A 14,586-nucleotide genomic window follows, 5' to 3' on the forward strand; every position below is an offset into this window, starting at 1 on the left:
CACGGGCTCCGCCCGCGGGCCGCCACCGCGCTCCGGCGTGCCCCCGCGCTCCCGTGCTCCCCGCACGGCCGCGCCGGCGCCCGCACGCGTCCGCACGAGGAAGTCAGGCTCACCATGCCCCGCCAGTTGCACCTGTCCGCCGCCCTCGACAGCCCCGGCCGCTTCGACGCCGGGCACTACGCCTACCTCGCCCGCCTCGCCGAGCGGGCCACCCTGGACTTCGTCACCCTCGACGACTCCTTCGCCGCCGCGCCGAGCCGCCCCGACGCGCTCGCCGCCCTCGCCCGGATCGCCCCGCTGACCGACCGGGTCGGACTGGTGCCGACCGTCACCACCACCCACACCGAGCCCTTCCACACCTCGATCTCGGTCAACACCCTGGACTGGGCGAGCGAGGGCCGGGCCGGCTGGCTGGTCGGCGTCTCCACGACCGAGGCCGAGGCCCGGGCCTTCGGCCGCCGCCCGGTCGGCGCCGAGGACGAGCTGTGGGCCGAGGCCGCCGACGCCGTCGAGGTGGCCGCCCGGCTCTGGGACAGCTGGGAGGACGACGCGGAGATCCGCGACACCGCGACCGGGCGGTTCATCGACCGCGACAAACTGCACTACATCGACTTCGAGGGCCCGCACTTCTCGGTCCGCGGCCCGTCCATCACCCCGCGCCCGCCGCAGGGCCGCCCGGTGGTCGCGGTGCCGGTCGCCGCCGCCGACCTCGCGCCGGACGCCTCCCCGGGCGGGCGGGCCCGGACCGCCGCCGCGATCCGGCACGCCGATGTCGTGCTGCTCGACGCCCCCGACCGCGCCACCAGGCTGACCGCCGCCACCGAACTGCGGCTGCGCGCCGGGGAGGGCCTGCGCATCCTCGCCCGGCTCGACACCGCCCTGTCCGCGCTGCCCGACCGGGCCGCCGACGAGCGGCTGCTCGCCGAACTCACCGCGACCGGCACCGGCGTGGACGGCTTCCACCTCTCCCCCGCCGACCCGCCGCGCGACCTGGCGGCGCTGGCCGACCGGATCGCCCCCGCCCTGCGCGCCGCGGGCCTGCTGCGCGCCGAGTACACCGGCCGCACCCTGCGCGACCACCTCGGCCTGGCCCGCCCGGCCAGCCGCTACGCCGCCCGCCCCGCCGGCGCCCCCGCCGCTTCCCCCGCCCTCGCCGAGGTGACCCGATGACGGACCGACCGCTCAAGCAGATCCACCTGGCCGCGCACTTCCCCGGCGTCAACAACACCACGGTGTGGAGCGACCCGGCCTCCGGCAGCCACATCGAGTTCTCCTCGTTCCGCCACCTCGCGCAGACCGCCGAACGCGGGAAGTTCGACTTCTTCTTCCTCGCCGAGGGCCTGCGGCTGCGCGAGACCAAGGGCCTCATCCACGACCTCGACGTGGTCGGCCGCCCCGAGTCGATCACCGTACTGAACGCGCTCGCCGCCGTCACCGAACGGCTCGGCCTGGCCGCCACCGTCAACGCGACCTTCAACGAGCCGTACGAACTGGCCCGCCGCTTCGCCTCGCTGGACCACCTCTCCGGCGGCCGCGCGGCCTGGAACGTGGTCACCTCCTCGGACGCCTTCACCGGGGAGAACTTCCGCCGCGGCGGCTACCTGGACCGCGCCGACCGCTACACCCGCGCCGCCGAATTCGTCCAGCTGGCACGGGAGTTCTGGGACGCCGGGGACGAACCCGCCCGGCACCGCGGCCCGCAGTTCGAGGTCGAGGGCAGACTCTCGCTGCCGCGGCCGCCGCAGGGCCACCCGGTGGTGATCCAGGCCGGGGACTCCGACGAGGGGCGCGAGTTCGCCGCCGCCACCGCCGACGTGGTCTTCTCCCGGCACTCCACCCTCGCCGACGGCCAGGCCTTCCACACCGACGTCAAACGCCGGCTCGCCGCGTACGGGCGCAAGCCGGACGAGCTGAAGATCATGCCCGGGGCCACCTTCGTCCTCGGCGACACCGACGCCGAGGCCGCCGAACGGGCCCACGGGATCCGCCGGGCCCAGGTCGGCCCGCAGACCACGATCGCCTTCCTGGAGCAGGTCTGGGGCGTCGACCTGTCCGACCACGACCCCGACGGACCGCTGCCGACCGTCGACCCCGACCCGGACAGCGGCCTGGTCCAGGGGCGGGTCCGGCACGCCGACCCGGTGGCCCTCGCCGAACGGTGGCGGGCGGTGGCCGCGGAGAAGAAGCTGACCAGCCGCGAGCTGGTGATCGAGCTGACCGGCCGGCAGTCCTTCATCGGCTCGCCCGCCACCGTCGCCGCGCAGATCGACCACTTCGTGCAGAACGACGCGGCCGACGGCTTCATCCTCGTCCCGCACCTCACCCCTGGCGGGCTGGACGAGTTCGTCGACCGGGTCGTACCGCTGCTCCAGGAGCGCGGGGTGTTCCGCACCGACTACACCGGCCCCACCCTGCGGGACCACCTCGGACTGCCGGCGCCCGGGCGGCGCTGACGATCCGTCGCCCGGCACCCGGGGGCCACCCGGCCGGCCTCCCACAGCCGGGTGACCCACCGGGCCGCCGCGACCGACGCCGGTGACACGGCCGTGCGCGGCCCGCCCGGGCCTCCCGGGCCTCCCGGACGGGCCGCGCACGGCGGGCGGTCAGCTGGTGCGGCGGCGGCGGGCCAGGAAGAAGGCCCCCGCGCCGGCGCCCACCAGCAGCGCTCCGGCGCCCGCGATCAGGCCGGTCCGGTCGCTGTCGGCGCCGGTGGAGGCCAGGTGGCCGCCCACCGGCCGGTCACCGGCCGCCGGGGCGTCGCCCGCGGGCGCGGCGGGCGCCGAAGCGGCCGGGGCGGCCGGTGCCCTGGTGACGTCGCCGGCCTGCTGGGCGGCGGGCGCGTCGCCGCCCGGCTGCGGCTTCGAGCCGTTCGAGCCGTTGGACGGGGCCGGGGCCGGGGTCCCGGTGCTCTCCGGGGTGCCGGTCGGGGCGGGCGTGGTGGTGGGCTTCGGTTCCGGGGCGACGACCCGGACGGTGGCGCCGGGCGAGCACATGGTGGTGCCGCGGAAGGGCATGCCGTCGCCCTCGTTGACGAACACGCAGGGGTTCAGCTCGGTCGCGCCCGGCGGCATGTCGGCCGGGTAGCTGACCCGGACCCGCTTGGTCTGCGAACTCCCGGGGGCCACCGAGGAGTTGCGGCCGTCCAGGTAGAAGCCCGCCGGAGGCTCGGCCTCGGTGGTGACCGGCGCCAGGACGGTCCAGGTGCCGTCGGCGCCACGGACCTCGACCCTGGCGTGCCGGTCGGTGAACAGCACGTTGCCGAGGTTGGTGTAGGCGGACGGCGTCGGGTTCCTGAGCACCGCGTCGAACTCGATGGGCGCCCCGCCCGCGACGGCGGTGGCCGGGACCCCGGACACCCCGTTGGTGATCCCCTCCACGTTGATCACGTGGGTGTCGTTGAGCGGCGGCTCGACCGGGGAGTCCTGCCACCAGCCCTTGACCGCGGTGCGGAAGGCGAGGTTCGGGCCGGTGCCGCCGTTGGTGGCCCCGTCGTGCGGCTTGCCCATCGGAACACCGAGGCGGAGCCTGACGTCGGCGCCGCCCGCCGGGACCGTCACCTTGCCGGTGCCGCCCGCGTTGACCATCCGGTTCCCTTCGGAGCGCGCCTTCAGGTCCACCGGCAGCCAGCCACCGGTCATGTCGCTGAAGTAGTCGAGGCTCAGGGCGTCCGGCGGCGTCCCGAGGTCGCTCTCGATCTCGAAGTCCAGCACGACGGACGTGCCCTGGTCCCCCGGGTTGCCGATGTGCTCGGTGAACTCGACCGGCCCGCCCGCGAAGCCGACCACCGCCGGGGCGTGCACGGTCAGGCTGAGCGGCCCGGCGGTGGCGAACGCCGGGGTCGCGGTCACGGCGCCGCCGGCGACCAGCGCGGCGGTCAGCGCGACCGCCGGAACGAGCCGGCGGGCCCGGTTCAGGGCACGGTTGGTCTTGCGCATGGGAATCCCCCTGGATTTCCGCTCCGGACCGACACGGCCGGATCCGGGCAGCACGAAGCAAGCCTGGTGAGTGGTGTGATCGCGGCCGCGCCCGACGGGCCGACCGTTCCGGCGGCGTTTCCCGCCGCTCACCTACTAGGACGTACGGGGGGCGGCGAGGTTGCGGGTCGTCCCGGAACTTTTTCCCGGGAATTCCGCGGAACCCCGCGCAACCCCCGCCAAGCTGCTCAGACCTCGTACACCGCACCGGCCCGGGCGACCTCGACCGGCCCCGGGTAGGCGGCCGCGGCGTCCCGCCGGTTGTGCTCGGCGTCGGTCCACGGGGGGATGTGGGTGAGGACGAGCCGGCGGGCGCCGGCCGCGGCGGCGTGCTCGCCCGCCTCGCGGCCGTTGAGGTGGACGGCCCGATAGGTGTCGCGCCCGTCGATGTACGCCGCCTCGCAGAGGAAGAGATCGGTGTCGCGGGCGAGTTCGACGAGTTCGGCGCTCTCGCCGGTGTCCCCGCTGTAGACCAGCGAGCGGCCGTCGTGCTCCAGCCGGAAGGCGAAGGCGTCGACGGGGTGGTTGACCTGGGCGACGCCGATCCGGAACGGGCCGAGCTCGAAGCTGCCGGGGGTGAGCGTGCGGAACTCGAACACCTCCTTCATCCCGGGGTTCTCCGGCATGTCGTAGGCGCGGGCGAGCCGCTCGGCGGTGCCGGCCGGACCGTACACGGGCAGCAGTTCCGGGCAGCCCTCGGCGCGGTAGTTGCGGGCCACCCAGTAGGCGCACAGGTCGACGCAGTGGTCGGCGTGCAGGTGGCTGAGCAGGACGGCGTCGACGTCGTAGAGGCCGGTGTACTTCTGGAGGGCGCCGAGGGCTCCGTTGCCGAGGTCGAGCACGACGCGGTAGCCCTCGGCCTCGACCAGGTAGCTGGAGCAGGGCGAGTCGGGGGCCGGGAAGCTCCCCGAACACCCCACCACGGTCAGTTTCATCCGAGCCCCTCCGCCCCGACACATCCTGGCTGCTGCTGGAAAACGGCATCGCCGTCCTCCACCGGACAGCGTGGAAAACGGCATGGAAAACGGCAGGCCGGGCGCGGCGAACCGGCCGGTAGCACTGCGTTGGTGTGTCGAGGGTAAGGGCGGAGCGGCACTTTGCCCCCGTCCCCGTGCCGGGCTGTGGGCGGAATCACCAGAACGCCGGGAGCGGGAGCGGGGGTGGTTGACGGGCCGGGGATCAGCGGCGCCGGGGCCGGTTGCGGGCCCAGGTACGGATGGTGAACGGGTACCACCGCGGGCGGCCGCTGCCGTCGATCACGTCCGGATCGGGCAGCAGCCGGTGCCGGCGGTAACTGCGGACGGTCGCGGGCCGGACGTTGATGTGGCGGGCGATCTCGGCGCAGGACCACAGCTCGGGGCCACGGGTCACGGGGGCACCTCCGGGGGACGGGGGCGGACGTTCGTGACGCAGCCTTGCCGGACCGGCCGGGACTCCGGGCGCAGAACGGGCATTGTGGCAGTTCCGTGACGAACCGGGAGCAATGCGCGGACAAATGCCCGACTGTCACGGCCGGCACGGTAGTGGCGGTCACCCCGGCCCGGTACGGTTCGCCGCATGAACGGCATGACCGCTACCTGGCTCGTCCTGTCGCTGCTGGGCGTCGCGCTGCTGGCCGCCGCCGCGGCGGCGCTGGTGCGGCGCACCCGCCCGGCCCCGCGCCCGGCCGGGCCGACCGGCCCGAAGCCGCGGCCGGGGGCCGGCCCCGAGCCGCAGGAGATCTGGTGGGCGCAGGTGCCGTTCGAGGACGGGCCCGGGTCCAAGGACCGCCCGTGCCTGGTGCTGCGGGTGCGCGGCCGGACCGCCACCGTCGCCAAGATCACCAGCAAGCACCACGCGGAACGCCCGGGCGTACTGCCGCTGCCGCCCGGGACGGTGGGTGACCGGGAGGGCCGGGCCAGCTGGCTGGAGACCGACGAGCTGCGCGAGGTACCGCTGTCGGCCTTCCGCCGCCGGGCCGGCGCGGTGGACCGGCAGGTCTGGGCCCGGGCGCAGCGGGCGCTGCCGCGCGGTTAGCGGCCTGCCCCCGGATTCCGCGGGCCCGGCGAGGATCCACGGGACGGGCCCTGCGCCCTACGCCCAGAGCTGGCCCTGCAGCGCCTCGACCGCGGCCTCGGTGGACTCGGCGGTGTAGATGCCGGTGGACAGGTACTTCCAGCCGCCGTCGGCGACCACGAAGACGATGTCCGCGCGCTCCCCCGCGGCCGCCGCCTTGCGCCCGACACCGATCGCCGCGTGCAGGATGGCGCCGGTCGAGACGCCCGCGAAGATGCCCTCCTGCTGGAGGAGTTCGCGGGTGCGGCGGACGGCGTCCGCGGAGCCGACCGAGAAGCGGGTGGTGAGCACCTCGGCGTCGTACAGCTCGGGGACGAAGCCCTCGTCGAGGTTGCGCAGCCCGTACACCACGTCGTCGTAGCGCGGTTCGGCGGCGACGATCCTCACGCCGGGGACCTTCTCGCGCAGGTAGCGGCCGACGCCCATCAGGGTGCCGGTGGTGCCGAGGCCCGCCACGAAGTGGGTGACGGTGGGCAGGTCGGCGAGGATCTCGGGGCCGGTGCCGGTGTAGTGGGCGCCCGCGTTGTCGGGGTTGCCGTACTGGTAGAGCATCACCCAGTCGGGGTGCTCGGCGGCGATCTCCTTGGCCATCCGTACGGCGGTGTTGGAGCCGCCGGCCGCCGGGGAGGGGATGATCTCGGCGCCCCACATGCGGAGCAGTTCGCGCCGCTCCTCGCTGGTGTTCTCCGGCATCACGCAGACCATCCGGTAGCCCTTGAGCTTGGCGGCCATGGCCAGCGAGATGCCGGTGTTGCCGCTGGTGGGCTCCAGGACGGTGCAGCCGGGGGTGAGCCGGCCGTCGGCCTCGGCGCGCTCGATCATGTGCAGGGCCGGGCGGTCCTTGATCGAGCCGGTCGGGTTGCGGTCCTCCAGCTTGGCCCAGAGGCTCACCAGGCCGTCGGCGTTGCCGGGGACGGCGGCGGACAGCCTCGGCAGACGGACCAGCGGGGTGTTGCCGACGGCTTCGAGCGGACTGTCGTAACGCAAGGGGGCCTCCGGCCAAGGCGGTGGGGTGGAGAGGGCGGTTCCCCCGCCGTGCGGGCGGGGGAACCGGGAGGTCAGCGGGCGCCGCCGGCCACGGCGGGCAGGATGGTGACGCTGTCGCCGTCGGCGAGGGCGGTGGAGATGCCCTCCAGGAAGCGGACGTCCTCGTCGTTCAGGTAGACGTTGACGAAGCGGCGCAGCTCGCCGCCCTCGACCAGGCGGGCGGCGATGCCCGGGTGGCGGGCGTCGAGGTCGGTGAAGAGTTCCCCGAGGTTGCTGCCGTTGCCCTCGACGGCCTTGGCGCCTTCGGTGTAGGTGCGGAGGATGGTCGGGATGCGGACCTCGATGGCCATGAGTGCGCTCCTGGGCGAGTCGTGGAGTGAGTGGGCCGCGGCGGAGGCGGCGGGGCGGTCGCCCCGGGCTCGGCGTCGCCGGGGGCGGCGGGCCCGGGTGAGGTGGTGAAGCGGCTCTCAGCGCGAGCGCGCGGGCGTGCCGGGACAGATCGCACCGGCGTGCCGGCACAGGTCGATGTGCAGGCGCGCCACGAGGCGGATGCCCGGGGCCTGAGTGCTCACATCGACGGAACGCATGGGCTCATCGTATAGATTCCCGGGCCCGCTCCGACATGGCTGTCTCGGGATCCGGATGTTCCCGTTCTCAGGGCTGAGACGACAGCGGCCCGCCGCCCCTTCGGGAGGGGTCGGCGGGCCGCGTCCGCGGGGGTGCCGGTCAGACCGGGTAGGCCTCGACGACCTGCACGTCTTCCTCTGTGATCTCGCCGTCCACGATGCGGAACGAGCGGAACTGGTACGGGTCGTCCTCGCCCTCGGCGGTGGAGACCAGGACGTAGTGGGCGAACGGCTCGGAGGCGTAGCTCACGTCGGTGCGCGAGGGGTAGGCCTCGGTGGCGGTGTGCGAGTGGTAGACGATCACCGGCTCCTCGTCCCGGTCGTCCATCTCGCGGTAGAGCTTGAGCAGGTCGCCCGAGTCGAACTCGTAGAAGGTGGGCGAGCGGGCGGCGTTGAGCATCGGGACGAACCGCTCGGGCCGGCCGCTGCCGGCCGGTCCGGCGACCACGCCGCAGGCCTCGTCCGGGTGGTCGGCGCGGGCGTGGGCCACGATCCGGTCGCGGAGTTCTCGGGTGATGGTCAGCATGCGGGCCAGGATAGCCACGCCCCGGCGGCTGTCCGCCGGGGCGTCCGAGGCGCGGTCGGTGGGTGTCCACGTCCGGGTGGTGGGTGTCCACATCCGGGCGGTGGGTGTCCGCTTCCGGTCGGTGGCGCCGGGGCCGGGCCGTGGCGTCCGGGCCCGGTCAGCGGGCGTCCAGACTCCCGTCGCCGGCGGGCAGGTTGCCGTCGTCGGCGGGCTGCCGGTCCGCGGCGGCGTCGTGGAGGGCCCGCGGATCGCGGCGCTTGAGCACCTGGTAGCCGACCACCAGCAGCACGGCCCAGCAGGGGAAGACGAACAGCGAGATCCGGTTGTCCCGGTCCAGGCCGATCAGCACCACGACCAGGGCGAGGAAGGCGAGCGCGGCCCAGCTGACCCAGGCGCCGCCGGGTGCCTTGAAGGTGGGCGCCGGCAGGTGGCCGGCCCGCCAGGCCCGGCGGTAGCGGATCTGGGAGATCAGGATCATCGCCCAGGTCCACAGGCCGCAGACCGTGGCGACCGAGGTGATGTACTCGAACGCCCGCGCCGGGACGACGCCGTTGAGCACCACGCCGATCCCCATCAGCAGACAGGAGACGGTGATCGCGAAGGCCGGGGTGCGGCGGGAGTTGAGCCTGGTGAGCCGTCCCGGGGCCTGGCCGCGCAGCGCGAGGTCGCGCAGCATGCGGCCGGTGGAGTACATCCCGGAGTTGCAGGAGGAGAGCGCGGCGGTGAGCACCACGAAGTTGATGATGCCGGCCGCCGCCGGGATGCCGATCTTGCCGAAGGCGGCGACGAACGGGCTGACTCCGGGCCGGAACTCGGTCCACGGCACGAGCGAGAGGATGACCACCAGCGCGCCGATGTAGAACAGCATGATCCGCCAGGGCAGGGTGTTGATGGCCCGCGGCAGGGTCTTCTCGGGGTTCTCGCTCTCGCCCGCGGTGACGCCGACGAGTTCGACGCCCAGGTAGGCGAACATGACGATCTGAAGGGTCATCACGGTGGAGCCGATGCCCTGGGGGAAGAAGCCGCCGTCCTGCCAGAGGTGGCCGAGCGACGCGGTGTCACCGGCCTTGCTGAAGCCGAGGGTCAGCACCCCGACGCCGATCAGGATCATGCCGATGATGGCGGTGACCTTGACCATGGAGAACCAGAACTCGATCTCGCCGAACAGCTTCACCGAGATCAGGTTGGCCGCGTAGAGCAGGACCAGGAAGGTCAGCGCACTGACCCACTGCGGTATGTCGGGCGCCCAGAACCGCACGTAGACGGCGGCGGCGGTGGTCTCCGCCATGCCGGTGACGACCCAGAACAGCCAGTACGTCCAGCCGGTCACGTAGCCGGCGAAGGGGCCGAGGAACTCCCGGGCGTACTCGGCGAAGCTGCCGGAGACCGGTCGGTAGGTGAGCAGTTCGCCGAGCGCCCGCATGATCACGAAGATCACCAGGCCGGCGACGGCGTAGGAGAGGATCAGGCTCGGGCCGGAGCGGGAGATCGCGGTGCCGGCGCCGAGGAACAGGCCGGTGCCGATCGCTCCGCCGATCGCGATCATCTGGATCTGGCGGCTGCCGAGCCCGCGCTCGTAGCCTTCGCCGTCCGCCGTGCTGTCGACCCTTTCGTCGTACAACTTCTCGGCCACTGTGCACCGTCCTGGTCGGTCTCGGGGGTGGAGAAGTCGTACCACGCGAAGTTCGGACAGCGGTGTCCATCTGAGCGTTATTTGAGCATGACCTGGTATGGTTTGCCCGATTTTCATAAGAAATGCCCCGGCCAATCGTCCACATTCTGGACGAAACGGCCGGGGCTTGCCCGGAATCGGGCAGGATCACTCCCCCGAGGGGCGGGTCCGCTCGGACTCAGTCCGCCATGGCCTCCAGCAGCGACTCCTGAAGGGCTCCCAGCCACAGGTACGCCATCACCAGCGGCTTGCGCTCGTCGCCGTCCGGCAGCTCGTAGAGGCCGTCCTCGTCGTCCTCGGTGACCTCCAGCCGGACGCCGACGGCCAGCCGCAGGTCGTTCAGCGCGCCCAGCCATCGCTGACAGTCGGGCACCGCCAGCTTGAGCACCCCGCCGTCGCCGAGGCCGTCCAGCGCCCGGACCACGAACAGCGCGTCGTCCCGCTTGCGGGCCCGCAGGTCCAGCTCGGTGAAGCGGCGGAACTCGCCGGACGCGACCCTGGCCTCCTCGTCCTCCGGCTTCCCCGGGTCGCCGTAGGCGTCCGGGAAGAGCCGCGCCAGCGCCGGGTCGGCGGGAGCCTCGGTCGGGCCCTCGGCGAACAGCGCGGCCAAGGGGTCGTCACCCTCCCCGCCCGGGCCTGGGCCGATCAGCTCCAGCAACTGCACTTCCAGCGAGCGCAGGATGGAGGCCTCCCACTCGTCCAGCGCGATCGCCGCGCCGCCACCGCCGGCACTCTCGAACAACCCAGCCATCTGTATCGGTCAGCCCGTCTTCGTCGTCTTCGGTCGTACGGCCGGCGGTCCGGCACCCGTCGGGCCGGCCCCGGCCGCCTGTGCGCCGGTCGCGCCGACGCCCGTACCGCCGGCGCCGGTCGGTCCGGCGTCAGTCGTGCTGCAGCGTCGCCCAGAGGCCGTAGCCGTGCATCGCCTGGACGTCGCGCTCCATCTCCTCGCGGGAGCCGCTGGAGACCACCGCCCGACCCTTGGTGTGGACGTCCATCATCAGCTTCCGGGCCTTGTCCTTCGGATAGCCGAAGTAGGCCTGGAAGACGTACTGGACGTAGCTCATCAGATTGACCGGGTCGTTGTGCACGATGGTCACCCAGGGCGTGTCCGGCTCGGTCACCGGCACCCCCTCGACCTCCGGGCGCTCGATCTCCACGGGCGCGACGCTCAAGCCGGGTCCTCCTCGCTGCACAGTCGTCCGTAACCCCTCATGCCCCATGCTGCCATCCGGGGGACACCCCGGCGATTCCGGCCCGGCACGCTCGCCGAGAAATCGTCACTCTGACGCTAAGTGGTAGTAGCATCATCCGTATGGACGCCACTTCCGTGCGCGCGGCCGGCTCGACCGCGCTGCTCACCGACCGCTATGAGCTCACCATGCTGCAGGCCGCCCTGCGCAGCGGGGCCGCGCACCGCCGCTCCGTCTTCGAGGTCTTCACCCGCCGCCTGCCGAGCGGCCGCCGATACGGCGTCATGGCCGGCACCGGTCGGGTCCTGGACGCCGTCGAGAACTTCCGCTTCACCACCCCCCAGCTGGACTGGCTCGCCGACCAGGACGTGGTCGACGAGACCACCCTGCGCTTCCTCGCCGACTACCGCTTCCGCGGCGACATCCACGGCTACCCCGAGGGCGAGGTCTACTTCCCCGGCTCGCCGCTGCTCACCGTCGAGGGCAGCTTCGCCGAGGCCGTGATCCTGGAGACGGTGATCCTCTCGATCCTCAACCACGACTCGGCCATCGCCGCCGCCGCCTCCCGGATGACCGCCGCCGCCGGCGGCCGCCCGGTGATCGAGATGGGCGCCCGCCGCGCCCACGAGCAGTCCGCCGTCGCCGCCGCCCGAGCGGCCTACGTGGCCGGCTTCGCCGCCACCTCCGACCTGGAGGCCGGCTTCACCCACGGCATCCCGACCACCGGCACCGCCGCCCACGCCTTCACCCTGGTGCACGACAGCGAACGGGACGCCTTCACGGCGCAGATCGCCTCCATGGGCAAGGGCACCACGCTGCTGGTCGACACCTTCGACCTGCGCGAGGCCGTGCGCACCGCCGTCGAGGTGGCCGGCCCCGAACTGGGCGCCGTCCGGATCGACTCCGGCGACCTCACCCTGCTGGCCCACCGGGTCCGCCGCCAGCTGGACGAGCTCGGCGCCGACCGGACCAGGATCATCGTCACCTCGGACCTCGACGAGTACGCGATCGCCGCCCTGGCCGCCGCACCGGTGGACGGCTACGGCGTCGGCACCAGCCTGGTCACCGGCAGCGGCCACCCGACCTGCGCGATGGTCTACAAGCTGGTCGCCCGCGCCGGGACCGAGGGCGGGCCGATGGTGCCGGTCGCCAAGCGCGCGGCCGGCGGCAAGACCAGCGTCGGCGGCCGCAAGTGGGCGGCCCGCCGGCCCGACGCCGACGGCGTCGCCGAGGCCGAGGTGGTCGGCACCGGGCCCGTCCCGGACGGGCTGCGCCCGCACCTGGTGCAGGTGCCGCTGGTGCTGGACGGCGAGACCGTCGGCCGGGAGCCGCTGAGCGCCGCCCGCGAACGGCACGTGCGCGCCCGCGCCGCCCTGCCGCTGTCGGCCACCCAACTGTCCAAGGGCGACCCGGTGCTGCCGACCGAACTGGTCCTGCCCGCCGGGCCGGCCCACTGACCGGAGCCCGGGGCCGGGACCGGCCCACCGGACCGGCCCCGGGGACTTCCGCCCCCGCGCGCCACTCCCTACAGTCAACCGTAGAGTTCCCCGAGTTCCCCCGGAGCTCCCCGAGTACCCCCCGCGCCCGCCGCGGCCGGGCCGCGTACTCCCGAGGGCTCCCCCCACCGGGGCGCCGCCTCCCGCGGGCCCCCGAGATCCGAGGATGCGAGCCATGCACCGGGCACTGATCGTCGTCGACGTGCAGAACGACTTCTGCGAGGGCGGCAGCCTGGCCGTCGCCGGCGGCGCCGAGGTGGCCGCCGCTATCACCGACCTGATCGCCGAGTCCTCCCCCGGCTACCACCACATCCTCGCCACCCGCGACCACCACATCGACCCGGGCGACCACTTCTCCGCCGAGCCGGACTACGTCGACAGCTGGCCGCCGCACTGCGTGGCCGGCACCGAGGGCGTGGGCTTCCACCCCAACTTCGCACCCGCCGTCATCTCCGGCGCGGTCGAGGCGGTCTTCGACAAGGGCGCCCACTCGGCGGCGTACAGCGGCTTCGAGGGGCTGGACGAGAACAACCGCGGTCCGGTGGAGTGGCTGCGCGAGCGGCAGGTCGACCAGATCGACGTGGTCGGCATCGCCACCGACCACTGCGTCCGGGCGACCGCGCTGGACGCGGCCCGGGCGGGCTTCACCACCCGGGTACTGCTGGACCTCACCGCCGGGGTCGCCGCGGAGACCACCGCCGCCGCGCTGGCGGAGCTGCGGGCGGCCGGGGTCGAGCTGGTCGGCACACCGCTGGTCCGTCCGTAGCGGCTCCCGGGGCCGCGCCCGGGGGTGCTCGCGGGGGGGCGTGTTCACGGGGGATGTGTTCGCGGGGGCACGGTCGCGAGGTCGTGCTCGCCGGGTCGTGCCCGCGAGGTCGTGCCCGCGGGGGCGTTCCCGCGGGGCCGCTCAGACCACCAGCAGCTCCACCACGTCCGTCCCGCCGGCCCGGTACGCCTCGCGCAGTTCGCCGCCGACCACGTCCGGGTCGGCAGCCAGCCGGGCCCCGCAGACGTACACCACGCGGACGCCCAGGTACTCCATCCGGTGCTGGCCGCCGCGCACCCAGGCGGCCTCGCCCTCGCTCACGCAGCGCAGCTCCGAGTCCACCTCCACCGCGACGCCCCGCTCCGGCCAGTAGAAGTCCGGGACGGCGATGTACGTACCGCCGCGCATCCGCAGCTCGGGGGCGCTCAGCGGCGCCGGCAGCAACCACTCGTCCACCAGGCTCCCCAGCCGCTCCAACACCACATCCCGCTCGGTGGCGAGCAGTTCATCCAGCGCGGCACGCACCCGTGGCTCGCAGGTCAACCCGCAGTCGGTCAGCTCGGCCACCAACTCCCGCACCGTGCAGTGGTTCCCGGGCAGAGCGAGGGCCTCCCTCAGCACCTCGCGCACCGGAGCCGGGCCGCCCGACGGCTCCGCCGTCCACTCGACCAGCGCGTCGGCCACCGCCCGGGCCACCGGCGCACAGGCCAGCCCGTGCACCGAGCGGGCCACCAACTCCCGTTCGGTGCGCCGGATCCGGACCTCACCGACGTCCTTCAGCCGGCGCTGCCGGGGCACCAGGACGTCCACCCCCGTCACCGCCGGCAGCCGGGGCACGACGGTGAAGCCGTACAGCGCCAACGCGGCCGTGCCGGTGATCACCGCACCCTCCCGGCGACCCTCCTCGCGACCGTTCTGCGCGGCGTACAGCAGCGCGGCCCACATCCGCTGCTCGGGGGTGGGCTCGGCGGCCTGCAGCAGGTAGACCCTGGGCAGCATCCGCTGCCAGGGTCCGCCCCGGCGGCAGTGCTCGGTGATGATCCGGGCCGGCACGCCCCGGGCGCGCAACTGGCTCGCGGTGACGACGTTCTGCTGACGCTTCGCCAGCTCCTCCAGGGACGGCGGCGGAGTCGGAATCCGGTAGCTCATGCCGACACCATCCCCAACCCCCCGGACCCGCGACCGGGACCCTGACGCACTGTTACCCAACCGTCGCGAAACCGGGATCAGCCCGCACTAAAGTCCTCATACCCTCACTCATTTGGAGTAATTGACGCTCATCAGGTTGTCA

16 protein-coding genes are annotated in these 14,586 nt (G+C 73.7%); 5 read left to right on the forward strand and 11 right to left on the reverse strand.

Annotated features, from left to right (window positions below; all coding sequences use genetic code 11):
- Positions 1–114: 114 nt before the first annotated feature.
- Positions 115–1,170, forward strand: coding sequence for an LLM class flavin-dependent oxidoreductase (locus ACZ6EM_RS18340; protein WP_401054300.1), 1,056 nt, complete (start codon positions 115–117; stop codon positions 1,168–1,170).
- Positions 1,167–2,453: an LLM class flavin-dependent oxidoreductase gene (locus ACZ6EM_RS18345; RefSeq protein WP_387733439.1), complete on the forward strand. Its 1,287-nt coding sequence runs from the start codon at positions 1,167–1,169 to the stop codon at positions 2,451–2,453. Before ACZ6EM_RS18340 ends, ACZ6EM_RS18345 begins: the two co-directional genes overlap by 4 nt.
- Positions 2,454–2,603: 150 nt before the next feature.
- Here the strand turns inward: ACZ6EM_RS18345 and ACZ6EM_RS18350 are convergent, their stop codons facing one another.
- The 3 genes from ACZ6EM_RS18350 to ACZ6EM_RS18360 form a co-directional block, all read right to left on the reverse strand.
- Positions 2,604–3,935: an LAETG motif-containing sortase-dependent surface protein gene (locus ACZ6EM_RS18350; protein WP_465772762.1), complete on the reverse strand. Its 1,332-nt coding sequence runs from the start codon at positions 3,933–3,935 to the stop codon at positions 2,604–2,606.
- Positions 3,936–4,162: 227 nt separating this feature from the next.
- Positions 4,163–4,909 carry an MBL fold metallo-hydrolase gene (locus ACZ6EM_RS18355; RefSeq protein WP_401048362.1) on the reverse strand — a complete coding sequence of 249 codons (747 nt, stop codon included), beginning with the start codon at positions 4,907–4,909 and terminating at the stop codon, positions 4,163–4,165.
- 244 nt (positions 4,910–5,153) lie between these two features.
- Entirely contained in the window at positions 5,154–5,345 is a 192-nt protein-coding gene (locus ACZ6EM_RS18360; RefSeq protein WP_359904135.1) for a MarR family transcriptional regulator, read from the reverse strand.
- A gap of 186 nt (positions 5,346–5,531) precedes the next feature.
- On the opposite strand from ACZ6EM_RS18360, the gene ACZ6EM_RS18365 reads away from it, so the two are divergent.
- Positions 5,532–5,990: a type II toxin-antitoxin system PemK/MazF family toxin gene (locus tag ACZ6EM_RS18365; RefSeq protein ID WP_380545619.1), complete on the forward strand. Its 459-nt coding sequence runs from the start codon at positions 5,532–5,534 to the stop codon at positions 5,988–5,990.
- A gap of 57 nt (positions 5,991–6,047) precedes the next feature.
- On the opposite strand, the gene ACZ6EM_RS18370 is transcribed toward ACZ6EM_RS18365, so the two are convergent.
- The 7 genes from ACZ6EM_RS18370 to clpS form a co-directional block, all read right to left on the reverse strand.
- Positions 6,048–7,016, reverse strand: a complete 969-nt coding sequence (locus ACZ6EM_RS18370; protein ID WP_359904138.1) for a PLP-dependent cysteine synthase family protein — start codon at positions 7,014–7,016, stop codon at positions 6,048–6,050.
- Between the two features lie 71 nt (positions 7,017–7,087).
- The gene (locus ACZ6EM_RS18375) at positions 7,088–7,366 is read right to left on the reverse strand and encodes a MoaD/ThiS family protein (protein ID WP_465772763.1); all 279 of its coding nucleotides are present in this window, start codon (positions 7,364–7,366) and stop codon (positions 7,088–7,090) included.
- A gap of 117 nt (positions 7,367–7,483) precedes the next feature.
- Positions 7,484–7,603, reverse strand: a complete 120-nt coding sequence (locus ACZ6EM_RS18380; protein ID WP_387694855.1) for a putative leader peptide — start codon at positions 7,601–7,603, stop codon at positions 7,484–7,486.
- Positions 7,604–7,742: 139 nt separating this feature from the next.
- Positions 7,743–8,168, reverse strand: coding sequence for a M67 family metallopeptidase (locus ACZ6EM_RS18385; RefSeq protein WP_465772764.1), 426 nt, complete (start codon positions 8,166–8,168; stop codon positions 7,743–7,745).
- A gap of 157 nt (positions 8,169–8,325) precedes the next feature.
- Positions 8,326–9,714: an amino acid permease gene (locus ACZ6EM_RS18390; RefSeq protein ID WP_401048363.1), complete on the reverse strand. Its 1,389-nt coding sequence runs from the start codon at positions 9,712–9,714 to the stop codon at positions 8,326–8,328.
- Between the two features lie 304 nt (positions 9,715–10,018).
- Complete coding sequence (locus ACZ6EM_RS18395; protein WP_380632231.1) at positions 10,019–10,591, reverse strand: DUF2017 domain-containing protein; 573 nt, start codon at positions 10,589–10,591, stop codon at positions 10,019–10,021.
- 130 nt (positions 10,592–10,721) lie between these two features.
- On the reverse strand, positions 10,722–11,015 hold the full coding sequence (gene clpS / locus ACZ6EM_RS18400) for an ATP-dependent Clp protease adapter ClpS (protein ID WP_049654313.1): 294 nt from the start codon (positions 11,013–11,015) through the stop codon (positions 10,722–10,724).
- Positions 11,016–11,155: 140 nt separating this feature from the next.
- Here clpS and ACZ6EM_RS18405 point away from each other — a divergent pair, with 140 nt between their 5' ends.
- Both ACZ6EM_RS18405 and ACZ6EM_RS18410 read left to right on the forward strand, forming a co-directional pair.
- Positions 11,156–12,490 carry a nicotinate phosphoribosyltransferase gene (locus tag ACZ6EM_RS18405; RefSeq protein ID WP_465772765.1) on the forward strand — a complete coding sequence of 445 codons (1,335 nt, stop codon included), beginning with the start codon at positions 11,156–11,158 and terminating at the stop codon, positions 12,488–12,490.
- Positions 12,491–12,704: 214 nt separating this feature from the next.
- Positions 12,705–13,295 (forward strand): isochorismatase family protein, encoded by a 591-nt coding sequence (locus ACZ6EM_RS18410; RefSeq protein WP_380545613.1) that lies wholly within the window; start codon positions 12,705–12,707, stop codon positions 13,293–13,295.
- A 141-nt stretch (positions 13,296–13,436) separates the two neighbouring features.
- On the opposite strand, the gene ACZ6EM_RS18415 is transcribed toward ACZ6EM_RS18410, so the two are convergent.
- Complete coding sequence (locus ACZ6EM_RS18415; RefSeq protein WP_452178223.1) at positions 13,437–14,444, reverse strand: hypothetical protein; 1,008 nt, start codon at positions 14,442–14,444, stop codon at positions 13,437–13,439.
- Positions 14,445–14,586: the final 142 nt, after the last annotated feature.

This window comes from Kitasatospora sp. NPDC041917 (genome assembly GCF_055589745.1).